This window comes from Achromobacter veterisilvae (genome assembly GCF_900496975.1).
GTDB classification, from domain to species: Bacteria; Pseudomonadota; Gammaproteobacteria; order Burkholderiales; family Burkholderiaceae_B; genus Achromobacter; species Achromobacter veterisilvae.
The window spans coordinates 1-22,091 of record NZ_UFQC01000044.1 but is presented as its reverse complement, the minus strand read 5'-3'; the positions used below and the strand labels follow the sequence as shown (position 1 = coordinate 22,091).

Sequence of the window (22,091 nt, the reverse complement as noted above, 5' to 3'; positions counted from 1 at the left end):
CGGCCCGCCTTCGCGTGGGTGGTAAAGGGGTGGAGGACGCGGCCAGCCGCGTCGCGGCGGACGGGCGCGTTCAGAACCGCGTGCGCACCGTCAGGCTGAAGCTGCGGCCGGGTTCCAGCAGCGGGTTCAGGTCGGTCATGGCGTAGGCCACGTTGGAGGACGTCGCCGCGGTGCGGTAGGCGCGGTCGAACAGGTTGTTCACGCCCAGCACCAGTTGCGTATTGCCCAGTTGCGGCAGCCCCAGGCGGTCCAACTGCAATTGCGCGTACAGGTTCACGACCCCGAAGCCCCCGGCCGGATACTCGGCGCGCTCCGCATAACGGCTTTGTCCCTTGGCCCATTGCAGTTCGCCGCTCAGCGCATAGGCTTCATTGGGGCCCAGGTATTGCAGGCCGACCAGGCCGCTGAGCGGCGCGATCGACTGCAGCGGCGTGTCCGTCGTGCGGTTGGTGGCGTGCAGATAGCTGGCGTTGCCATACAGATTGACGGCCCGGCTCAACTGCCAGCGCCAATCCAGCTCCAGGCCCTGGATCCGGGCTTTGCCCACGTTGCGGCGCTGCGTGGCGGGCAGGCCCTCATACGAAGTGGTCACGTTCTCCAGGAAGTCGCTGTAGTTGCTGCGGAACGCGGTCAGGCCGACGGTGGCCTGCTCGAAGTGCAGCCGGGTGCCGGCTTCCAGGTTCACGCCGCGCTCCGGCTTCAGGCCCGGATTGGGAATGGTGTAGCTGGTTCCCGTGTAGCCGCTGCTGAACATCTCCGAGGTCCACGGCATGCGGAACGACGTGCCCACGCTGCCCAGCAGTTCGATGACCTCGGTGGCCCGGTATGCCAGCCCCAGACTGCCCGTGGTGGCGGTTTCCGTGGTGTTCTGCGCGGCGCGGAACGCGGGCAGCAGATTGGGCGACGGCAAGGGTTCCAGGCCGACGTCGGAGTTGAACCAGTCGAACCGCCCGCCCGCCGTGACGGTCCATTTCGGCGCGGGCTTCCATTCCGTCGTCAGGAACGCGCCGACGTTCGTCTGGTACTGATCGGGCCCGGTCATGGCATAGGGGGTGCTGGTCGTCACGGTGCTGCCGTCGGGGCGGCGCACCGTGACGTCGCTGCGCGATTCCGATCCGGGCCGGCGCTCGTGCATGAAGTCCAGGCCGAAGGTCGTGTTGGTATCGGCCCACGGTATCGTCGCCGCGACGCTGCCGCCCCACACGACGGGGCCGATCACGTTGCTGCGCGAATCGACCACGCGCGCCGGATTGGTTTCGTTGTGCGTGGCCATGATGGTGCCGAACTCGTTCACGTAGACGCTGGCCTTGAGCGAACTGATGATCCCGTCGAATTCGCCGGTATAGGCCAGCCTGCCCTGCTTCACCTTCAGCGGATCGCGGCGGCTGTAGCTCAAGGGGTATTCAGGCACCGTGCCGGCCGCGCCGTCCTTGACATAGGCCACGCGCGCGCTGGCTTCGATGCGCTGGCGGGCGTCGGGCATGTAGCCCAGCACGATGCCGCCGCCCGCGCCCCGGAAGTCGCTGTTGGGCACTTCGCCCGCCGCGCTGTCGTAGTTGCTGGCGCGGCGCCCCGTGGCGTAGACGCGCAGATCGAAACCGTCGCCGGCGCCTTCCAGCGCCACGTTGCTTTGCACGCCGTCGCCATTGGTGCTGTACGTGACCGAGGCTTCGCCGCCGTTCAGGCCGAACGGCTGGCTCAGGTTGCCGTGCGCCCGCTTGGTGACGAAATTGACCAGGCCGCCCAGGCCGTCGCTGCCGAAACGTGACGAATTCGGGCCGCGTATCACTTCGACCTGTTCGATCTCGGTCGGGCTGATCAGCATGAACTGCAAGGTGTTCCGGCCGCGGAAGCGGTCGCCGTCGATGAACATCGGCACCCGCATGTCGTTGGTGTTGAGTCCGCGCAGGAACAGGGTGCCGGCGATGCCGCCGCTGCGGCTGACCGTGGCGTTGGGCACGCGGCTCAACAGGTCCAGCGTGCTCATCGTGTTCAGGCGGTCGATGTCCTGGCTGTCGACCACGCTGACCGATTGCGTGACGTTGTGGTCGATCGTGGCGGGCGGCGGCGTCGCCCCAATGGGGCGCAGGCGGCCGTCATCGGCCGCGCCGTCGGCGGTGACCTGGATCGACGGCAACTGGGGAACGTCCGCCGCCACGGACGGCGTGGAGAGGGAGGCGGTCAGCAGTCCGGCGCCGACCAGGGGGGCATACAGATAGAAGCGTTGCATACATGCACACATTTGAGGGGGGCAAAAGCGGGATCGACGCGAGCGCCCGCGCCGTGTCAGGCGCAGGCCATGTCCTGGTCGATGACGGGGGTGGAATCCTTCAGCCAGGGGAGGAATCCGCGCAGGAACCGGCTGGACGCGGGCATGAAATGGCTGCCGTGGTGATACATCGGGTCCAGCGACGTCACGATCAGGCGGCCCGGCGTGCTGTGCCTGTCTTCGTACAGCACCGACCCGGCGCCGGCCTTGTCGATCAGCGACTGCGCGCCCGGCGGCGGCTCGAAAGAACCGTGCTGGTGCCAGGTGGCGTCGGCCAGCGTCAGGTAGCTGAACAGCGGATGCGCGGGAGCCGCCAGGCGCAGGCCGGAATCGGCGCCGGGCTCCTTCCACCACCAGAAATTCACCTCCGACGGCGTCCACCGCACACTGTCCAGCCAGCGCTCGGAATGGGTTTCTCCCATGGCGACCAGGGTTTTTCCGGCGGCCAGAAAGCGGGCGAAAAGGTCCCGGTGCGGCACCAGCAGATCCGGATTGCTGCGGCACGACACGATCAGCGCGTCGCAGCCGCGCAGCGCCTCGCCGTCCAGGTCGCGGATGTAGATCTTGCGGTCGATGCAGGGCGCCAGCTCCGGCGTGCGGAACGTGCGGTGGTGGTAGTACGTGCCGGCGTCCAGCGCCGCGATCACGGGGATGCGTCTTGCAGTCATGCCGCGTCTCCATGCAGCCAGTCGAACAATTGCGGGACGATGCGGCCGGCGCTGTCGGCGCTGCCCGCGTACATCCACAGGTCGTTGCCGGAATGCGTCAGCAGGCGCCCGCCGCCCGGCAGGGCCAGGACCCAGTCGATGGGCTGAGCGTCCGGCCCCAGCGTATTGAGCACCCGCGCGCCGGCCGGCGGCGGGTTGCTGCCGCGCGCGTAGAAGCCCGCCACGCCCCGCCGGAACGTCAGGTGTTCGGGATCCACGCCGTCGAAGACCGGATGGGGCGCCGCGCGATTCACCCGCAGGCCCGCGACGCCCGCGGCCGATCCCGGCACGAAGGGCGCCAGCCAGCGCAGAAAGGGATACGCGACGTGGCCGTTGAAGACCACCGTGCCGCCCGACTCCAGATACGCTTCCAGCCGGGCGCGCTGTTCCAGCAGATAGCGCTGGTCCGCGTGCGCCGGGACCAGCAGCGCGCGATAGTCGGCAAGCGGCAGCTCGTGCAGCCCATACAGGGGCACGCAGGCGGCGCGGGGCGCGGCGCCGCCGGTCAGCGCGGCGGGGCCGTCGCCGGTCCAGTGGTTCAGATAGGCAATCGTGTTTCTCATGATTCAACGGAAGACGGGGATCACGCCCCGGATGTCGCCGGACTCGCCCGGCAGCGTGGCCACGCGCACCGGCAGGCCGTACAGCCGGCTCAGGCGCTCTTCCACGCACATGCTCTCGGTGGGGCCGACTTCGCAGCCGTCGGCATGCATCAGCAAGGTCTGGTCGGCGATATGCTGCGCGTGCTGCGGCTGGTGCGTGGTAAAGGCCACGGCCAGCCCCTGCTCCCTCGCCAGCCGGCGCAGCAGCGACAGGACGAGGTCCTGGTTGCGCAGGTCGAGCGCCGCCGCGGGTTCGTCCAGGACGATGATCGGGCTGGCGCTGGCCATGGCGCGCGCAATGCAGGCCAGTTGCTGCTCGCCGCCGCTGAGCGCATGGAACGGGCGATCCGTCAGGTGCGCCAGCCCGACCGCCTTCAGGCAGTCGCGGGCAATGCTCCAATCGCGCGCGCCCGGCGCCGCGTACCAGCGCAGATGGCGCGCCCGGCCCATGCTGACCATGGTCAGCACGTCGTAGGCGAACAGCGTGTCGCTGCGCTGCGGGACATAAGCGGCGTGGCCTTGCAGGCGCACGGCGCCCGCGGCCCGGGCTTGCAGCCCCAGGATCGTGCGCAGCAGCGTGGTCTTGCCGCGGCCGTTCGGCCCCAGCACCGCCAGGATCTGGCCCGCGGGCAGGCGCAGCGAAAGATCGCTCAGCAAGCGGCGCCCGCCGGCCTGCACGGCCAATTGCTTCAGTTCAAGCATGGTGCGCTCCCCGGCGCTGGGCCCGGCGCAGCAGCCACGCGAACAGCGGCGCGCCGATCAGCGCCGTAATCACGCCCAGCGGAATCTCGGCGCTGGTCGCGCTGCGGGCCACAGTATCGACCCCCACCATGTAGGCGCCGCCGATCAGCGCGCTGGCGGGCAGCAGCACCCGGTGGTCGGGCCCGACCAGCATGCGCGCGATGTGCGGCACCACCAGTCCCACCCAGCCCACGGTGCCGGATACGGCCACGCTGGCCGACACCACCAGCGTCGCGCATCCCAGCAGTACCCAGCGCAGCGGTTCGACGGCGACGCCCATCGCGCTGGCCTGCTCGTCGCCCAGCGACAGCACGTTGATGCGGAAACGCAGCGCATACAGCAGCCCCATGCCCGCCACGATCGCCGGCACGGCGGCGGCCAGCTTGGCATAGGTGGCAGTGGCGAAGCTGCCCATCAGCCAGAACACGATGGCGGGCAGGCTGTCATTCGGATCCGCGAAATAGGTGGTCAGCGAGATCAGCGCGGAAAAGAACGCGCTGGTCACCACGCCCGCCAATACCAGCATCAGAATGGTCGTGCGGCCGTTCGAGCGGCCCAGCATATAAACGATGGCCACCGCCAGCAGCCCCCCGGCGAACGCCAGTCCCAGCGTCATCCACAGCGACGAGAACAGCAGGATCGCCGCGCAGCCGCCAAAGGCGGCGCCCGACGAAATGCCCAGGATCTGCGGGCCGACCAGCGGATTGCGGAAAGCGCCCTGCAGCGCCGCGCCGCACATCGCCAGGCTGGAGCCGGCCAGCACCGCCAGCAGCACCCGCGGCAACCGCACCTGCGCGACGACGCGATACTCCGTGGCGCCGACCGGCGGCAGCCATGCCGCCAGCCCATCGGGGAGCGCCAGCCGGGCCAACGCGCTGGACACCTGCGACAGCGCCAGCGGATACCGGCCGACGCACAGCGCCGCCAGCACGGCCGCGGGCAGCGCCAGCGCCATCAGCAGCCAGGGCCACGACCAGGCTCCCCTGCGCGCATGCATCGCCTGGCCCGGCGCGCGCGCCGATTCAACGGAAGCGTTCATAGCCCGCGGCCCCCTCGTTCAGCTTCATGCGCAGCACGGCGTCGATCTCGTCCGCGCCGGGACGGCGGCCATAGAGTTCGCCGTAGGCCTCGGCGATGTTGTCCCGCAACGGCCAGGCGAACTTGTCCGGATGCAGCAGCAGGCTCAGCCACTGCCAATACAAGGGCGACTCCTGGTTGGGGGGATCCCACAGATAGCCGCCCAGCGGCACCTTGTAGACGCGGCGCTCGCGCACGGCGGGAATGTCGGCGAACAGCGGATCGCGATACAGGGTGTCGGGCGTCAGCCCGGGCTCGAAGTTGTTCAGCAGGATCACGTCGGGCGCCCAGGCCATGATCTGCTCGATGTTCACGGTCTGCCCGCTGGAGATGGACGCGGATACGTTGCGCCCGCCCGCCAGCGCGATGTCGTCCTCGAAGCTGGTATTGCCGCCGGGCGCGCGCAATTGCGGCGCATAGCGCGACAGGTACAGCACCGCCGGCCGCCGGTCGGCGGGAATGCCGTCGGTGACGGCCCGGATCCCGGCGCGCACCCGGTCGCGCCATTGCAACTGGGCCGCGGCGCGAGCCTCCTGGCCCAGCGACAGCCCGATCAGGCGTATCCATTCGCGGGTGCGGTCTTCGGTGCCGTACACCAGCGCGGCGGTCGGCAGTCCGGCATTGCGCAGCGGCGCGATCAGGTCGTCGCCCATATGCCCCCACTGCCACACCAGGTCAGGCTGGATCTGCAGCAGCGTTTCGACGTTGGGCACGAAACCGGAACGGGTGATGTCCGTGCGCACGGCCCCCGTGGCCGGAAAGATCCGCGCCAGCAGCCCGTCCTTCATGAGTTCGTAGGCGTTGGGATGCATGCCCGCCAGGTGATCCGCGCCCCCGTCCAGCGAGATCAGCAGCGATCCGGCGGGCATCGGCAGAGTCACCGCGCGCTGCGTCGGCGCCGGCAGGCTGACGGGATTGCCCAGCATGTCGTTGAACGTGATGGGCGCCGCGCAAACGGCGGACGACAAGAGGACCCCCGCGGCCAAAGCGGCGCGGGAACACAGGAAAATGGACATGAGGGAGCTGGTTTTGCCTGCGAGGCCAGCCGGGCGTGGCGGCCTCCGTAGTGGTACGATCACAAATAAGAATCAGTCGCATTCATTCTATTTGCACAGGCGGCCAGATCAAATGACTATTGTCAACTCACTTTCCGCGCCCTTGATATCGGCGCTGCGCGGGCATCCGTGGTTCGACGGCGTGGACGACGGCGCCCTGCTCGCCCTCGCGAGCCGCAGCCGCTGGCTGGAGTTCGGCGCGGGCGACACGGTTTTCTCCGAAGGCCAGACGGCCACGTCCTGCCTCCTGGTGTGCGCGGGGTCGCTTCAAGGCCTGCGATACACGGCGGATGGCGACGACAAGGTATTCGGCCATGTCGGCCCCGGCGGCTGGCTGTCGGTGTCCACGCTGTTCGAAACCCGGCCCCGGCACCTGCACAGCGTGCGCGCGCGCACCGACGGCAGTGGCTGCCTGCTCAACGGCGAAGCCTTCCGCCAGCTTTGCCTGAACGACGCGCGCTTTGCCTGCCGCGTCATGGCGCACAGCGCGAATCTCATCCGCCACCACACGGACCAGATCGATTGGCTGACCTCCAGCTCGGCCGAGGAGCGCGTGGCCGAATACATCCTGCGCGCGGGCAAGCCGCAGGGCAATCAGCCCGTGGTGCTGCCGCTGAGCCATTCGCAGATCGCGGTCAAGCTGGGCATGCGCGCGGAGACGCTGAGCCGGATCTTCGCCAAATGGCGGCGCCAGGGCTATATCTCGGACCGGCGGGGCGAACTATGCATCCTGAAGCTGGATTCGCTGAAGGAACTGGTGCACATCTGAGCGGTGCGCGCAGCATCGCCGCGGATCGGCAATGCGCCAGGCGCCCGCCGCGCGCCTTTTATTTCGGCGGCAGCGATCCCGCCGGATCGACGGCCTGGCCGTCGTAGCGCAGCTCGAAATACAGGCCCACCTGCTTGCTGTCGCTGTTGCCCATTTCGGCGATCTTCTGGCCCTGGCTCACGCGCTGCCCTTCCTTGACCAGCAGTTTGCTGTTGTGGGCGTAGATGCTCAGGAAGCTGGCGTTGTGCTTCACGATGACCAGATGGCCGTAGCCGCGCAGGCCGCTGCCGGAGTAGGCCACCGTGCCCGGCGCCGCGGCCACCACCGGCGTGCCGGAAGCGTTGCTGATGACGATGCCGTTGGAGCCCGATCCATCGTAGCCGCGCGTGACCTTGCCCTGGGCGGGCCACACCAGCGAGATCGCGCCCGGCGGAGCCGTGCGCCGCCGCGCCGTGGACGAGGCCGCCGGCTTGGACGAAGCCTGCGAGCGGCTCTTGGCCTTGCTGGGCGCGGACGCGCGCGCCTGGCCCGCGGGCGGATCGACCCGCAGCACCTGCCCGACCTCGATGGCATTGGCGTTCGACAGTTGGTTCCAGCGCACCAGGTCGCTCACGCTGGCGCCCTGCTTGCGCGCGATCTGGGTCAGCGTGTCGCCCGACTGGACGCGGTAGTAGCCCGGCTGGACCTTGGTGGTGCCGCAGGCGGACAGCAGGAACAGCAGCACGGTTCCCAGGATGGCCAGGCACAGGCGGAAGGACGGCATCGCCCGGCTGGCGGCGGCTCGCGAGGCGAAGGACGGGACGGGAGCGGACGAGGAAAGCACTGAAACCTGGGACACTGAATTCGGATGTCGGGACGGAGTGCGTTCAAGGGTACCAAGATTTTCGCGCTCCCGCGCCGGATGCCGCGGCGGAACCGCCCTACAGGTAGAATGCCTGGCATGCCTGCCCTGCCTGACCGGATCCGCCTCCAGCACCACGGAAGCGCCGCGCGCGCCCGGGCCGTGCTGTGGCTGGCGCTTCTGGCGCTGGCGCTGCGCGCGCTGGTTCCGGCGGGCTACATGCCCGATGCCCGCGCGCTGCACGACGGGCGCCTGGAAGTCACGTTCTGCTCGGCCGCCGGCGATATGCCGCCGTTCGCGCTGGCCCTGTCCGCAAGCGGCAAGGACAAGGCCGGGCACGATACCGCCGGGTCGGGCGCGCAGTGCCCCTTCGGCCTGCTGGCGCACGCCACGCCCGCGCCCGCCTCCGCGCCCGCGCCTCTCGTGCTCGCGGCCGGCCGGCACATGCCGCCCAAGCCGGCCCTGGGCGTCCCGCCTTCCCGAGGCGCCCAAGGCCCGCCGCTGGGTTCCCGCGCCCCGCCCGCCCTCGCCTGACTCCGCCTGACCGCGCGGCCCCGCCGCGCGCCTTGACGACACGTCAACCGACGAGGTTTCCATGCATTCCCCCTTTCCGCGCGCGCCCGCCGGCGCGCCGGCGCACGCGCCCGATCCGCGGCGCCGCCTGCTGCTGTCTTCCCTTGCCCTGCTGGCCCTGGCGGGCTGCGGCCCCGACGCCCCGACCCTGCACGGCATGGACCTGTCCGGCATGCCCGACGGCGACTTCCAGCTCCAAGACACCGAAGGCCGGGAACGCCGGCTGGCCGATTACCGCGGCCACCCGGTGATGCTGTTCTTCGGCTTCACGCAATGCCCCGACATCTGCCCCACCGCGCTGACCCGCGCCGTCGAAATCAAGGGTCTGCTGGGCGCGGACGCCGCCAAACTGCGCATCCTGTTCATCACCGTCGACCCGGAGCGCGACACGCCCGAGATCCTGCGCGCCTATACCCAGGCCTTCGATCCCGGGTTCGTCGGCCTGCGCGGCGACGCGCAACAGACGCGCGCCGCCGCCCAATCGTTCAAGGTCTTCTACCAGAGGGTCCCCACGGGTTCGTCCTACACCATGGACCACACCGCGCTGACCTACGTCATCGACGCCCAGGGCAAGCTGCGCATCGCCCTGCGCCACCAGCAGACCGCGCAGGAATGCGCGGACGACCTGCGCACCGTGCTCTGACGCCATCTTCACCGAAAAGGAATCCGCCATGAAAACAACCGCGATCAAATCCCTGGCCGCCATCGCCCTGTGCGCGCTGGCCGGCGCAATCCCTTCCGCGTTCGCCCAGGACGCCTCCCTGTCGGTGGAGGATCCCTGGGTCCGCGCCACCGTTCCCAGCCAGCACGCCACCGGCGTCTTCATGCGCCTGACCTCCGCCGCGCCGGGCCGGCTCGTCGCCGTGGAATCGCAGGCCGCCAAGCACGTGGAGATCCACGAAATGGCCATGCAGGACAACGTGATGAAGATGCGGCAGGTGCCGGGCCTGGACCTGCCGGCCGGCCAGGCGGTGGAACTGAAGCCGGGCGGCTACCACGTGATGCTGATCGACCTGGCCCGCCAGATCGAGCCGGGCGAGCACGTCGCGCTGACGCTGGTGGTCGAGGACGCCCAGCGCCGCCAGCGGCGCGTTCCGGTGGACGCGGTGGCGCGGCCCCTGAACGCGGCGGCCGCGCCCGCGGCGGGCCACGGCCACTGAGGCGCGGCGAAAGCCGTCCCCATGAAAGCGGAATGACACCTGTGCTGCACGGCTGAAACACCTTCCGTGCAACAGGCGGCTCCGGCGCGCAACGCCGCGCCGGGCGCCGGGTCGAATCAGAAAAGGCCCGGCGCGCGCCGGGCTGGCATTGCGCATCCCGGAAATCGTCCGCGCGCAGCATCGCGGACGACGGCGCGGCCGGCTTCGGCCGCATGCTTTGATTACCAGGAGCATTTCATGAAAGCCTCTACCGCAACCTTAGTGCTGTGCGCCGGCCTGGCCGCCGCCGGGGCCGCCCAGGCCCAGCCCGCGCAATACACGCGCGACCTCTACGGCGACTGGCGCGCCACCTACGCCGCCCCCGCCCCCAAGACCGCCTCCCAGGTCAGCGCCGAGCTGGCCCAGGCGAAAGCCAGCGGCCTGTATACGTTCGGCCAGGAAGACTACCCGCCCGCGATCGCCTCCACCCGGCCGGAAAGCCGCGCCCAGGTGCAACAGGAACTCCAGCAGGCGCAGACCCAGGGCGAGATGGCCTCCGACCAGGAAGACTATCCCCCTCCCGCGATGGCCCACAGCGGCACTTCCGCCATCCACTGACGCAGGCGGCCGCGCCGGCGGCTGAATATTAGGGACGGCCTGCGCCGCCGCTCGCCGGCGCCTCCCCCCGATTCGCCATACAATGCCACCACATCCGCAGCCGGCGTCCCCTGGAGCGCGCCGGCAGCCGGCGCCCGCCGCGCCGCGTCCCGGATGCCAGCGTACCGCGCAGCCGGGCGCTTGACCCGCCGGCTGACAGGCCGGCACCTCTGTGTCTGGATATGCCCGGTAGTTCCGCCTTTTCATTCCTGCGTACCCTCTGCAGCCTGCGCTGGCTCGCCATCGCGGGCCAGGCCGCCACCATTTTGCTGGCCAGCGGCGCGCTGGGCCTCGCCCTGCCGCTGGAGCCGCTGTGGCTGGGCGTGGGCGCGCTGATCGGATTCAACGTCTATGCCAGCCTGCGCCTGCGCCACCGCCGCGACCTGTCCCACGCGACCGCGTTCGGCCATCTGTTCGTGGACATGGCCGTGCTCGCCTGGATGGTGGGCTGGAGCGGAGGCATCAACAACCCGTTCGGCATGATGTTCCTGATCCTGACCGCGCTGGCGGCGCTGGCGCTGCCGCGCAACTGGGCGCTGGCGGCGGCCGTGGCGGGGATTTCCGGATACGCGGCGGCGGCGATCTTCGGCCAGCCGCTGCGCGGCGACGTGGACACCCACACCCTGCTGCTGTGGGGCATGGGCGCCAACTTCCTGATCTCCGTGGTGGTGGTGCTGGTGTTCTCGACCCGGCTGGCCTCGGACCTGCGCGCCCGCGAGCGCGAACTGGCCCGGCTGCGCGAACGCTTCACCCGCAACGAAGGCATCGTCGCGCTGGCCACCCACGCGGCGGCGATGGCGCATGAACTGAACACCCCGCTGGCCACCATGACGCTGCTGGCCGACGAGATCGCCGCCGAAGTCAAGGACGAAGACCTGCGCGCGGACGTCTCCACCCTCAGCCAGTTGCTGGCCCTGTGCCGGGAACGGATCCGCAATCTGGCGGTCCCAACCGCCGTGGACCTCGTCCGCGTGGTGGGACAATGGCGCCTGATCCGGCCGACCATCGACCTGCAACGCTCGGGCGCCCTGCCCAGCAGCCTGCGGGTCGATCCGGCCATCGCCCACTTGCTGCAGGCGCTGCTGAACAACGCGGCGGACGCCGGCGAAACCGCCAACGCGCCCCGCGTGGACCTGCACCTGGAATACGGCTATGGCGCCTTGCGGGGCGAAGTCCGGGACTACGGGCGGGGTTTCGACCCCGACCAGACCCTGCTGCCGGCCACCAGCCTGTTCAACAGCGGCAAGCCGGGAGGGCTGGGCGTGGGCCTGGCGCTGTCGCACGCCACGGTCGAGCAGCTCGGCGGCGAAATGACGATGACCCCGGCGGACGGGGGCGGCACCCGCATCCGCTTTTATCTCCCCCTCGGGACCTGACATGCTGAATCCAACCGACCTGGGCCTGCTGATCGACGACGACGAGCTGTACGTGCGCACCCTCCAGCGCAGCCTGTCGCGCCGCGGCCTGGAAACCCGCACCGCCACCGGCATCGCCGAGGCCCTGCGCGTGGCCGAGGAAATCCGGCCCGCCTTCGCCCTGGTGGACCTGCGGCTGGGCGAAGACTCCGGCCTGACCCTGATCCGCCCGCTGCGCGCCCTGCGCGCGGACATGCGCATCCTGCTGGTCACCGGCTACGCCAGTGTGGCCACCGCCGTCGAGGCCATCAAGCGCGGCGCGGACGATTACCTGCCCAAGCCGGCCACCGCGCCGATGATTCTGCGCACGCTGGGCCTGGTGAAGCCGGAATCCGTTACGATCGAAACCACCATGACGCCCCTGCACCGCCTAGAATGGGAGCACATCCACCAGGCGCTGCACGAAACCGGCGGTAACGTCTCGGCCGCCGCCCGCCTCCTGGGGATGCACCGGCGCTCCTTGCAGCGCAAGCTGGCCAAAAAACCGGGGCCGGAACGCGAAGTGCTCGTGGACTGATTTGTGCGGATGCGACATAAGGTCGCATCCCTGGCTTGTGCGGGTGCGACATATCGTCGCACCTTGGAACCCGCCCCCGGGGTCCTACTCCCCTAGGAAAACCCTGAACCTGCTCCGCCCGAAGCAGAATCTCCCCAGGGAATGCGACCATTCGTCGCAGGCTTGACCCAAATCAAACCGATAGGATGGACGTTGCTGCCTAGCAGCATTCCAGTCTGCTGCTCCGCAGCATTTTCCACCTTCCATCCAAGGCTGTACGTGAAACACCCCCTCCTTGCGACCCTTACGCGCATTATTGGCGTCGGCGCGGTCATGCTGCTTGGCGGCTGCAACATGGAAATCCTCTCCCCCAAGGGAGACATAGGCGCCCAAGAACGGACTTTGCTGTTCACGACGACGGGGCTCATGCTCATCGTCGTGATCCCGGTCCTCGTCATGATCGTGACCTTTGCCTGGAAATACCGCGCATCCAACACCCAGGCCGACTACCAGCCCAAATGGGCCCATTCCACGGCGATCGAAGTCGTGGTCTGGAGCGTCCCTTGTATCATCGTGGCGATCCTCGCCGTGATCACCTGGCGCTCGACGCATGCGCTGGATCCCTACAAGCCGCTCGTCTCCGAACACAAGCCGGTGACCATCGAGGTGGTTTCGCTGGATTGGAAGTGGCTGTTCATCTACCCCGAGTACGACATCGCCACGGTCAACGAGATCGCCTTCCCCGTGGACGTGCCGGTCAACTTCCGGATCACCTCGGCCTCGGTCATGAACTCGTTCTTCATCCCCCAGCTCGGTAGCCAGATCTACTCGATGGCGGGCATGGAAACCAAACTGCACCTGAACGCGCGCGAAGCCGGCACCTATGCGGGCATCTCGGCCAACTACAGCGGCGCCGGTTTCTCCGGCATGCGCTTCAAGGCCATCGCCATGCCGCAGGAAGGGTTCGACAACTGGATCAAGGAAGCCAAGGCCGCGCCGGCCGCGCTGACCCCCGAGGTCTACGCGGAACTGACCAAGCGCAGCGAACACAATCCGGTAGTCAAGTATTCATCGGCGCCGCCCGCCATGTTCGATTTCATCCTGGGCAGCACGATGACCAAGATGGCCGGCGTGGACTCCGCCACGTGCACCCCCACGTCGAATAATCTGATCGCAGGAATCAACTAACAATGCTCGGGAAACTCACCCTCGAGGCCATTCCGTACCATGAACCCATCGTCATGGTTACGCTGGCCGCCGTGTGCCTGGGAGGCCTAGCGGTCTTCGGCGCCATCACCTACTTCGGCAAGTGGAAGTACCTCTGGACCGAATGGCTGACTTCGGTCGACCACAAGCGCATCGGCGTGATGTACATCATCGTCGCGCTGATCATGCTGCTGCGCGGCTTCGCCGACGCCATCATGATGCGTACCCAGTTGGCGGTCGCCTCCGCCGACTCCGCCGGCTTCCTGCCGCCCCACCACTACGACCAGATCTTCACCGCCCACGGCGTCATCATGATTTTCTTCATGGCGATGCCCTTCATCACCGGGCTGATGAACATCGTGGTGCCGCTGCAGATCGGCGCCCGCGACGTGGCCTACCCGTTCCTGAACTCGCTGAGCTTCTGGCTGTTCGGCGCCGGCGTCGTGCTGATGATGGTCTCGCTGTTCGTCGGTGAATTCGCCGCGACCGGCTGGCTCGCCTATCCGCCGCTGTCCGGGCTGGACTACAGTCCGAGCGTGGGGGTGGATTACTACATCTGGGCGCTCCAGATATCAGGGCTGGGGACCACGCTTTCGGGCATCAACTTCATCGTGACCATCCTGCGCATGCGCGCGCCGGGCATGAGCCTGATGAAGATGCCGATCTTCACCTGGACCTCGCTGGTCACCAACGTGCTGATCGTCGCCGCCTTCCCCGTGCTGGCCGCCACGCTCGCGCTGCTGACCATGGACCGCTACCTGGGCACGCACTTCTTCACGAACGACATGGGCGGCAACGTCATGATGTACGTGAACCTGATCTGGATCTGGGGCCACCCCGAGGTCTACATCCTGGTGCTGCCGGCGTTCGGCGTGTATTCGGAAGTGGTCGCCACTTTCGCCCGCAAGACCCTGTTCGGCTACAAGTCCATGGTCTACGCCACGGCCGCCATCGGCGTGCTGTCGTTCCTGGTCTGGCTGCACCACTTCTTCACCATGGGCGCGGGAGCCAACGTCAATGCCTTCTTCGGCATAGCGACAATGATCATCTCGATCCCGACCGGGGCCAAGATTTTCAACTGGCTGTTCACCATCTACCGCGGCCGCCTGCGCATCACGACGCCCGTGCTGTGGACGCTGGGCTTCATGATCGTGTTCGTCATCGGCGGCATGACCGGCGTGATGCTGGCCATCCCCGGCGTGTCGTTCGTGCTGCACAACAGCCTGTTCCTGATCGCCCACTTCCACAACACCATCATCGGCGGCGTGGTCTTCGGCTGCATCGCGGGCATGACCTACTGGTTCCCCAAGGCCTTCGGCTTCACGCTGAACGAGCGCCTGGGCCGCTATTCGTTCTACTGCTGGTTCGTCGGTTTCTTCATGGCCTTCATGCCCCTGTACGTCCTGGGCTTCAAGGGCATGACGCGCCGCCTGAACCACTACGACAACCCCGAATGGCAGCCGTACCTGCTGGTCGCCCTGGCCGGCGCCGCGCTGATCATGCTGGGCATCTGGTTCCTGCTGCAGCAAGTGTTCGTGTCGGTCCGACAGCGCAAGCAGAACCAGGACGTCACCGGCGATCCCTGGGACGGCCGCACCCTGGAATGGTCGATTTCCTCGCCCGCGCCCTTCTACAACTTCGCCCACGTTCCTCACGTCGATGAACTGGACCAGTTCTGGGAAGACAAGCAGAACGGCAAGGCCTACAAGCGTCCCGCCAAGTACGAAGACATCCACATGCCGCGCAACACCTCCGCCGGCGTATTCATCGGCGCCTTCGGCCTGGTCATGTGCTTTGCCCTGATCTGGCACATCTGGTGGCTGTCCATCGTCGGTTTCGTCGGCATGATCGGTTCGTTCATCGTCCGCGCCTATGACCGCGACGTCGACTACTGGGTCCCGGCCGCGGAAGTCGAACGCATCGAAAACGCTCACTTTGACAAAATGCAGAAGGCCGCCTGAGCCATGATTCAAGCCGTAGCCACCCACCCCCACGCGGGTCACGACGATCACGCGCATCACGACGATGGATCCAAGACCGTTTTCGGTTTCTGGGTCTATCTGATGAGCGACTTGCTGATCTTCTCGGTCCTGTTCGCCACGTTCGCGGTGTTGTCCAACGCCACCGCGGGCGGCCCCACGGGCAAGGAACTGTTCGACCTGAAGTTCGTGCTGGTCGAAACGCTGTTGCTGCTGTTCTCCAGCTTCACCTTCGGCATGGCCAACCTGAACGTGCACGCCAACAACAAGTCCCGCGCGATGGGCTGGTTGATGGTGACGTTCCTGTTCGGCGCGGGCTTCATCGCGATGGAAGTCTATGAATTCCATCACCTGATCGTCGAAGGCGCCGGCCCCGGCCGCAGCGCGTACCTGTCGGCGTTCTTCACGCTGATCGGCACGCACGGCCTGCACGTCTCCTTCGGCCTGATCTGGATCGTCGTCCTGCTGGACATGATCCGCCGCCATGGCCTGGACTCGATCAACAAGCGCCGCCTGGCGTGCCTGAGCCTGTTCTGGCACTTCCTGGACATCGTCTGGATCTGCGTCTTCACCTTCGTCTATCTCTTGGGAGCCATCTGATGTCGCACTCCGCTGCGGCCGCACACGGCCACGACGACCACGCCGCCGACCACGGCAGCCTGAAGTCCTACATCATCGGTTTCGTGCTCTCGCTGCTTCTCACCTTCGGCTCCTTCGGCCTGGTGATGAACGGCGCGCTATCCCACACCGCCACGATCGTCGGCGTGGTGGCGCTGTGCGTGCTCCAGTTGCTGGTGCAACTGGTGTACTTCCTGCACATGGGCGCATCGAAGTCGGCCCGCGACAACCTGGCCACGTTCGTCTTCACCGTGCTGATCATCGCCATCATCGTCGGCGGTTCGGCATGGGTGCTGTACAACATGAACGTCAACATGGGCCACGCCATGTAATGGCGGCCAGCCGTTGAAGCACAAACGCAGGCGCCTTCGGGCGCCTGTTTTTTTGGGCGAGGCGCCCAAAGGCGGTCCTGCGGCCGGGTTTGCGCGAGGCCAAGGCGGCGCTGGATATTTCGTTATATATTCAATTACATAACGATCCCGTAATGCCGAACCGCCCCGCCGCGAGCCCGCCATGCACGCCCTTCCCACCGCCCGCCCCGACGCCCCGTCCGATGGCTCCGGCACCGCCCGGCAACTTGCCCGCGCGCTGCTGCGCTACGCGCCGCCGGGCCATCCCGACGCGGGTTTCTTCGCCACGGTGCTGGGCAAGAGCCTGGCGCATGGGGACCTGGGCCGCAGCGGCCTGACGCCCCGGGAACTGGACGCCCTGCTGGCGCGGCTGTTCCCCGGCGCGCCGGCCGCCCATGACGCCTCTCTGGCCGCGCTGCGCGAACAGGGCGCCGCCTACGCCGAGCCCGGCCTGGACGGCGCGCACGCGGAATTCACGCGGCTGCTGCGCGCGCTGCTGGACGCCTGGAGTTCGCCGGACCTGGACACCACGGCCTGGGTCACCGGCGTGCTGGCGCGGGCCTGTCTGCGGCCCGACCACTTATGGCGCGACGTGGGCCTGTCGGGCCGCGAAGACGTGACCGCCTTGCTGACGCGCCACTATCCCGGCCTGGTGGCGCGCAACGTGCGCAACCTGCGGTGGAAGCAGTTCCTGGCCTACTCCGCCCGCGAACATGCCGGCCAGCCGCCCTCGGAGGCGCCGGGCTGTCCGGCCTGCGAGGACTACGGCGTCTGCTATCGGCCGGCGCCGGCCGAACCCCCGCGTCAGTAGCGGTAGGTCGCCCCGACGCCCGCGCCCAGGCTGCGCCCCGGGGCCGGTTCGTAGTAGCGGCCGTTGGCCTCGTTGACGATCACCGAACCCGCATAGCGGCGGTCGAACAGATTGTCCACGCGGGCATAGGCGTTCAACTCCCAGGCGCCCAGCTTTTTCACGTAGCCCGCGCTCAGCGCCGCCACGAAGTAGCCGGGCGCGTCGCCGTCGTTGGCGTCGTCCACATAGATCTTGCTCAGCAGCCGCCCCTCCACCGACGCCTGCCATCCTTCGGGCGGCGCCCAGGCCAGCGACGCGTACGCCGCCTCGCGGGCGATGCCGGGGATGCGGTTGCCGGCGCGGATATCACCCGGCCCGTCGTCGGCATAGCGCGCGTTCAGCCAGGTATAGGCGAACTGCGCGCGGCCGTGCCGCGCGAACTCGCCGGCCCAGCCCAGTTCCACGCCGTCGCGCCGCGTGCGCCCGGCGTTCCGGTAGCTGGTCCTTCCGCCCGAACTGCCCGCCGCCACGATCTCGTCGTCGGTGCCCGCGTGGAACAACGCCGCCGTCAGGAGGCCGCCCGCCAGGCCCGCCTTCACGCCCGCCTCCAGATTGGTGCTGAGCGCGGGCGCCAGCCCGAAGTTCAAGCCGGGCTCGCCGCCCGGCCGGTACGAGAGTTCGTTGAGCGTCGGCGTCTCGAAGCCGCGGCCGTACGAGGCATAGAGGCTCAGGCCGGGGTCCGGGGCGTAGCGGACCGCCGCCACCGGCAAGGCCTTGCGGTAGCGCGCCGCGCCGCTGTCGTCGGCGTTGCCGGGCACGGCGTAGTGGTCGTCGGAGTCGAAGCTCACCGTGCTGTAGCGCAGGCCGGCGTCCAGCGTCCACCGCTCCGAGACTTTCCAGGACGCCTGCACGTAGGGATCGGCGTTGTAGACGGTATTGGTTTCGTCGCGCCTGAGCGTGCCCCGCACGCCCAGTTGGCGGCCGGCCCCCGAGCCGGTGAAGTTCTGGTAGCCCTTGCGGTCTTCGCGCATGGAGTCGTAGGAAAAGCCGCCCACCAGGGTCAGCGGCCGGCCCCCGGCCGATACTTCCGAGGTCCATCGCACGTCCGCGCCGCCGTACTGGCGCTTCAGGTCGATGACCCCGCCCGCCTGGGACGGCGCCATCTGCGCGGCCGGCGGAATCGACTGGTACTGCGTGGTGTCGCGCTGGCCGTAATAGACCATCAGGCGCAGGGCGTTGCGGCCGTCCACCTGGCGCTCGTAGACGGCTCCTCCCTGCGTCTGCCTCACCGTCTTGCGCGTGTCGTACTGCTCGGCCAGCGGCGCGGCGCGCGGGTCGTCCTGGAATTGCCGGTAGGTCAGGCCCAGGGGATCCTGCGCCTTCAGGTCCACGCTGTTGGCCACCAGGGTCAGCCGGCTGGCGTCGTCCAGCCGCAGGCCCAGCCTGGCGTTGCCCAGGTTCTTGCGGGCGGCGCTGTGGTCGCGATAGCCGTCGGTGGTGAAACGCGTCAGGTCCAGCACGTAGTCCAGGGCGCCGGGGCCCGTGCCGGTGGCGCCGTTGGCGCGCAGGCCGTAGCGCCAGGTGCGGTCGCTGCCGCCCCAGCCGCTGGCGGACAGCGACGGCGGCTGGACGCCGTCCTCGGTGGACACCAGGATCACGCCGCCCGAAGAATTGCCATAGAGCGCGGAGAACGGCCCGCGCAGCACCTCGACCTGCCCGATGGAACCGATGTCGATGTTCGAAGTCTGCCCCTGCCCGTCCGGCATGGTGGCCGGTATGCCGTCCACGTACAGGCGCACGCCGCGCACGCCGAACGTGGAGCGCGCCCCGAAGCCGCGGCTGGATATCTGTAGATCCTGCGCATAGTTCTGCCGGTTCTGGATTTGCAGCCCCGGCACGCCGGCCAGCCCTTCGGACAGATTGATCCCCGGCTGGCCGCGGCGCATCGCCGCGCCCTCCACCACGTCCACCGACGCGGGAGTCTCCATCACGGACGCGCCCACGCGCGTTCCCGTCACGACGATCGAGGGCAGCTCGGTCGCGGCCGGCTGCGCCCAGGCGGCCGCCGGCGCCGACGCCAGCGCCCCCCGCAACGCCCAGCGGCCGGCGCCCGAACGCCACCACGCTTGCTCAGCCAAACCGGTCTCCTCCGGGAATCGGTTCTAATGACCCCCATGGATAACTCGCAAGACATCGAACGCCGCCTGCTGGAGCTGGAGGTCAAGGCCAGCTTCGCCGACGACCTGCTGGAACAGCTCAACCAGATCATCGTCCGCCAGCAACAGCAGATAGACCGGCTATTGCGCGAAGTGGCCGACCTGCGCCAGCAGGCGCCCGAAGGCGCCACGCCCTTCCGCAGCCTGCGCGACGAACTGCCTCCGCACTACTGAGGCGCCGCCCGGCGCCGCGTCCCCGCCCTGTTGCCGATCGCCTGGAACGAAACCGTTTCCAGGCGGAATCCCGTGGGCGCCGCCTTTTCGATCGGTTCCATTAATGGAAACTATATCCGAATAAGAAGACAATCTTTCCATTCATGGAAATATCTTTTACCGATATACGGGTTTATCCCTACTTCGATTCAGCGCACTATTGAGCCATCGGGAAACAGCAACGAAGCACGACGGATAGGCCGCCGGATTCGCTCCCAAGCTCTTGAAATCGGAGAATTACCATGAAGACCCTTGCTACCGCTTTGATGATGTCCCTGGCCGCGCTGAGCGCCGGCGCCTATGCCGCTTCGCCCAACATCGAACCCAACAACGTCCCGTTCCAGGGCGTCTACGGCGCGCCGTACGAAGGCCCGACCCGCGCCCAGGTGCAGGCCGAACTGGCCGCCGCCAAGGCCGCCGGCCAAGTGAGCGACGTCGAACCGAACAACGTGCCTTTCCAAGGCGTGTACGGCACTCCCCACACGGGCAAGACCCGCGCCGAAGTGCGCGCCGAACTGGCCGCCGCCAAGGCCGCGGGCCTGGTGTCGGACGTCGAGCCCAATGACATGCCGTTCGCCGGCGTCTACCACGCCAACTAAGCCCGCGCAGATTTACCCCTCCCCTTGTTGTACCTTGGCCGCCAGCCGTCTGGCGGCCTTTTTTGCGCCCGCCGAACGAAGCGATCGCCAGCGCCCTCAGCGTGATCCGCAATGTATCGCTGCCCTTCGGCATCGCCGACGGTCAGTTCAAGGCACAGCCGGGCCGTTCACGTTCCTCGGGCTGTGAACCCGCGCCCGGCCTGACGCCGCGTGTCGCGCTGCGGTACTATCGGCGCAAGATCCGGCATCGCACAACGACTCTACAAACCAGGGAGCCCATCTTGAAAACTACCCGCGTTCTTGCCTCTTTGATCATGGCATGCGGCGTCTCGGCCGCGGCGGTCGCCGCGCCGCCGGTGATGCTGAACAATGCCATCATCACCCAGATACCCAAGGCCGACCGCGACTCGTTCCACGAGGCGGTGGCGCAGGCGCTGAACAGCTCCGCCGACGGCCAGCGCACCCAGTGGACCAGCACGCACCAGCGCAAGAATGCCCCGCCGATCGCGGTGCAACTGACGCCCACCCAGACGAGCAAGGTCAAGAACGACCAGACCTGCCGCTTCCTGGTCGGCGATTTCTCCCGCGCCGCCACCACGGAAAAGTGGCAGTTCTGGTTCTGCAAGCAGCCGGACGGCACCTGGAAGGCCAGCAGCAACTGAGCGGCCCGACGCGCAAGACAATGCGCGCTGCCCCCTCCAAGGAGGGAAGCAGCGCGCATTTTTTTTGACGAACGGGCAGGCCCGCCGCCGCGGGCTCAGGCCTGGGCGTCGACCCGGTTGGCGTCCAGCACCGTCATCGCCGCCATGTTGATGATGCGGCGCACGGTGGAGCTTGAGGTCAGGATGTGCACCGGCGCGTTCGCGCCCAGCAGGAACGGGCCCACCGCCACGTTGCTGCCCGCGGCCGTCTTCAGCAGGTTGTAGGCGATGTTGCCGGAGTCCACGTTCGGGCACACCAGCAGGTTGGCTTCGCCCTTGAGCGACGACGACGGCAGGATGCGCGTGCGCAGCGCCTCGTCCAGCGCGCAGTCGCCGTGCATCTCGCCGTCGATCTCCAGATCCGGCGCGATCTCTCGCACCAGCTCCAGCGCGCGGCGCATCTTCGCCCCCGACGCCGAACTGCCCGAACCGAAGTTCGACCGCGACAGCAGCGCCACCTTGGGCGCCAGGTTCATGCGCGCCATTTCCTGAGCCGCCATCACCGTGAACTCGGCAATCTGCTCGGCCGAGGGCTCGTCGTTGACGTGCGTGTCGACCAGCACCACCGTGCGCTCGTTGAGCAACAGGATGTTCATCGCCGCGTACACGTTGTGCTCGGGACGGCGGCCGATGACCTCGTCCACGAAGCGCAGGTGGTCGTGGTAGGCGCCCACCGTGCCGCAGACCATGCCGTCGGCATCGCCCAGGCGCACCATCATCGCGCCGATCAGGGTCAGGCGGCGGCGCATTTCCACACGCGCCATTTCCTTGGTGATGCCGCGGCGGCACATCAGTTCCCAGTATGTGGTCCAGTACTGATGGAAGCGCTCGTCGTATTCGGGGTTGGTGACCTCGACGTCCTCGCCCAGGCGCAGGCGCAGGCCGAACTTCTCGATGCGCGACAACAGGACCGCGGGCCGGCCGACCAGGATGGGACGGGCCAGGCCTTCGTCCACCACCACCTGCACGGCGCGCAGCACGCGTTCGTCCTCGCCTTCCGTGAACACGATGCGCGACTTGCCGCCTTCGCGCACCAGGCGCTTGGCCGCCGAGAACAGCGGCTTCATGAACGCGCCCG

Annotated in this window: 24 protein-coding genes; 15 read left to right on the top strand and 9 right to left on the bottom strand. The window is 68.1% G+C overall.

What is annotated here, in order from left to right:
• Nucleotides 1-70: 70 nt before the first annotated feature.
• Genes AVE30378_RS27615 through AVE30378_RS27590 form a run of 6 tightly spaced genes read right to left on the bottom strand, consistent with a single transcriptional unit; the run spans nucleotide 71 to nucleotide 6,364 of the window.
• The gene (locus AVE30378_RS27615; protein WP_129245637.1) at nucleotides 71-2,230 is read right to left on the bottom strand and encodes a TonB-dependent receptor; all 2,160 of its coding nucleotides are present in this window, start codon (nucleotides 2,228-2,230) and stop codon (nucleotides 71-73) included.
• Nucleotides 2,231-2,286: 56 nt separating this feature from the next.
• Nucleotides 2,287-2,937, bottom strand: coding sequence for a hypothetical protein (locus AVE30378_RS27610; protein ID WP_129245635.1), 651 nt, complete (start codon nucleotides 2,935-2,937; stop codon nucleotides 2,287-2,289).
• A complete protein-coding gene (locus AVE30378_RS27605) occupies nucleotides 2,934-3,539 on the bottom strand; it encodes a hypothetical protein (protein ID WP_129245632.1) in 606 nt (201 codons plus the stop codon). Before AVE30378_RS27605 ends, AVE30378_RS27610 begins: the two co-directional genes overlap by 4 nt.
• 3 nt (nucleotides 3,540-3,542) lie before the next feature.
• A complete protein-coding gene (locus AVE30378_RS27600; RefSeq protein ID WP_129245631.1) occupies nucleotides 3,543-4,280 on the bottom strand; it encodes an ABC transporter ATP-binding protein in 738 nt (245 codons plus the stop codon).
• Complete coding sequence (locus AVE30378_RS27595) at nucleotides 4,273-5,358, bottom strand: FecCD family ABC transporter permease (protein ID WP_244235168.1); 1,086 nt, start codon at nucleotides 5,356-5,358, stop codon at nucleotides 4,273-4,275. Before AVE30378_RS27595 ends, AVE30378_RS27600 begins: the two co-directional genes overlap by 8 nt.
• Nucleotides 5,342-6,364 carry an ABC transporter substrate-binding protein gene (locus tag AVE30378_RS27590; protein ID WP_244235167.1) on the bottom strand — a complete coding sequence of 341 codons (1,023 nt, stop codon included), beginning with the start codon at nucleotides 6,362-6,364 and terminating at the stop codon, nucleotides 5,342-5,344. The genes AVE30378_RS27595 and AVE30378_RS27590 overlap by 17 nt, the downstream gene beginning before the upstream one ends.
• A gap of 160 nt (nucleotides 6,365-6,524) precedes the next feature.
• Between AVE30378_RS27590 and AVE30378_RS27585 the strand changes: the two genes are divergently transcribed.
• On the top strand, nucleotides 6,525-7,220 hold the full coding sequence (locus AVE30378_RS27585) for a Crp/Fnr family transcriptional regulator (protein ID WP_165360320.1): 696 nt from the start codon (nucleotides 6,525-6,527) through the stop codon (nucleotides 7,218-7,220).
• A 58-nt stretch (nucleotides 7,221-7,278) separates the two neighbouring features.
• On the opposite strand, the gene AVE30378_RS27580 is transcribed toward AVE30378_RS27585, so the two are convergent.
• Nucleotides 7,279-7,983 carry a M23 family metallopeptidase gene (locus AVE30378_RS27580; protein ID WP_129245690.1) on the bottom strand — a complete coding sequence of 235 codons (705 nt, stop codon included), beginning with the start codon at nucleotides 7,981-7,983 and terminating at the stop codon, nucleotides 7,279-7,281.
• Between the two features lie 177 nt (nucleotides 7,984-8,160).
• Between AVE30378_RS27580 and AVE30378_RS27575 the strand changes: the two genes are divergently transcribed.
• From AVE30378_RS27575 to AVE30378_RS27525, 11 genes are all read left to right on the top strand, one after another.
• Entirely contained in the window at nucleotides 8,161-8,595 is a 435-nt protein-coding gene (locus AVE30378_RS27575; RefSeq protein WP_129245627.1) for a DUF2946 family protein, read from the top strand.
• A gap of 61 nt (nucleotides 8,596-8,656) precedes the next feature.
• Nucleotides 8,657-9,277 (top strand): SCO family protein, encoded by a 621-nt coding sequence (locus tag AVE30378_RS27570; RefSeq protein WP_129245625.1) that lies wholly within the window; start codon nucleotides 8,657-8,659, stop codon nucleotides 9,275-9,277.
• Nucleotides 9,278-9,305: 28 nt separating this feature from the next.
• Nucleotides 9,306-9,794 carry a copper chaperone PCu(A)C gene (locus AVE30378_RS27565; RefSeq protein WP_129245623.1) on the top strand — a complete coding sequence of 163 codons (489 nt, stop codon included), beginning with the start codon at nucleotides 9,306-9,308 and terminating at the stop codon, nucleotides 9,792-9,794.
• A 237-nt stretch (nucleotides 9,795-10,031) separates the two neighbouring features.
• The gene (locus AVE30378_RS27560; RefSeq protein WP_129245621.1) at nucleotides 10,032-10,391 is read left to right on the top strand and encodes a DUF4148 domain-containing protein; all 360 of its coding nucleotides are present in this window, start codon (nucleotides 10,032-10,034) and stop codon (nucleotides 10,389-10,391) included.
• A gap of 221 nt (nucleotides 10,392-10,612) precedes the next feature.
• On the top strand, nucleotides 10,613-11,806 hold the full coding sequence (locus AVE30378_RS27555; protein WP_129245619.1) for an ATP-binding protein: 1,194 nt from the start codon (nucleotides 10,613-10,615) through the stop codon (nucleotides 11,804-11,806).
• A gap of 1 nt (nucleotide 11,807) precedes the next feature.
• Entirely contained in the window at nucleotides 11,808-12,362 is a 555-nt protein-coding gene (locus AVE30378_RS27550) for a response regulator transcription factor (protein ID WP_422393628.1), read from the top strand.
• Between the two features lie 258 nt (nucleotides 12,363-12,620).
• Nucleotides 12,621-13,529, top strand: a complete 909-nt coding sequence (gene cyoA, locus AVE30378_RS27545) for a ubiquinol oxidase subunit II (RefSeq protein WP_129245617.1) — start codon at nucleotides 12,621-12,623, stop codon at nucleotides 13,527-13,529.
• Between the two features lie 2 nt (nucleotides 13,530-13,531).
• Complete coding sequence (gene cyoB, locus AVE30378_RS27540; protein ID WP_129245615.1) at nucleotides 13,532-15,508, top strand: cytochrome o ubiquinol oxidase subunit I; 1,977 nt, start codon at nucleotides 13,532-13,534, stop codon at nucleotides 15,506-15,508.
• A 3-nt stretch (nucleotides 15,509-15,511) separates the two neighbouring features.
• Nucleotides 15,512-16,126, top strand: coding sequence for a cytochrome o ubiquinol oxidase subunit III (gene cyoC / locus AVE30378_RS27535; RefSeq protein ID WP_129245613.1), 615 nt, complete (start codon nucleotides 15,512-15,514; stop codon nucleotides 16,124-16,126).
• On the top strand, nucleotides 16,126-16,476 hold the full coding sequence (cyoD, locus tag AVE30378_RS27530; RefSeq protein WP_129245611.1) for a cytochrome o ubiquinol oxidase subunit IV: 351 nt from the start codon (nucleotides 16,126-16,128) through the stop codon (nucleotides 16,474-16,476). The genes cyoC and cyoD overlap by 1 nt, the downstream gene beginning before the upstream one ends.
• Nucleotides 16,477-16,657: 181 nt before the next feature.
• Nucleotides 16,658-17,305, top strand: a complete 648-nt coding sequence (locus tag AVE30378_RS27525; RefSeq protein WP_129245608.1) for a nitrogen fixation protein NifQ — start codon at nucleotides 16,658-16,660, stop codon at nucleotides 17,303-17,305.
• Here AVE30378_RS27525 and AVE30378_RS27520 read toward each other — a convergent pair.
• A complete protein-coding gene (locus AVE30378_RS27520; protein ID WP_425265799.1) occupies nucleotides 17,299-19,422 on the bottom strand; it encodes a TonB-dependent receptor in 2,124 nt (707 codons plus the stop codon). The two genes, AVE30378_RS27525 and AVE30378_RS27520, sit on opposite strands and share 7 nt — an antisense overlap.
• Before the next feature lie 36 nt (nucleotides 19,423-19,458).
• On the opposite strand from AVE30378_RS27520, the gene AVE30378_RS27515 reads away from it, so the two are divergent.
• The 3 genes from AVE30378_RS27515 (at nucleotide 19,459) to AVE30378_RS27505 (ending at nucleotide 20,974) form a co-directional block, all read left to right on the top strand.
• Nucleotides 19,459-19,674 (top strand): SlyX family protein, encoded by a 216-nt coding sequence (locus tag AVE30378_RS27515; RefSeq protein ID WP_129245606.1) that lies wholly within the window; start codon nucleotides 19,459-19,461, stop codon nucleotides 19,672-19,674.
• A gap of 281 nt (nucleotides 19,675-19,955) precedes the next feature.
• On the top strand, nucleotides 19,956-20,312 hold the full coding sequence (locus tag AVE30378_RS27510; RefSeq protein WP_129245604.1) for a DUF4148 domain-containing protein: 357 nt from the start codon (nucleotides 19,956-19,958) through the stop codon (nucleotides 20,310-20,312).
• A gap of 281 nt (nucleotides 20,313-20,593) precedes the next feature.
• Nucleotides 20,594-20,974, top strand: coding sequence for a hypothetical protein (locus AVE30378_RS27505; protein WP_129245602.1), 381 nt, complete (start codon nucleotides 20,594-20,596; stop codon nucleotides 20,972-20,974).
• Between the two features lie 95 nt (nucleotides 20,975-21,069).
• Here AVE30378_RS27505 and AVE30378_RS27500 read toward each other — a convergent pair.
• On the bottom strand, nucleotides 21,070-22,091 hold a 1,022-nt coding region (locus AVE30378_RS27500), incomplete at its 5' end, for a phosphate acyltransferase (RefSeq protein ID WP_279636212.1).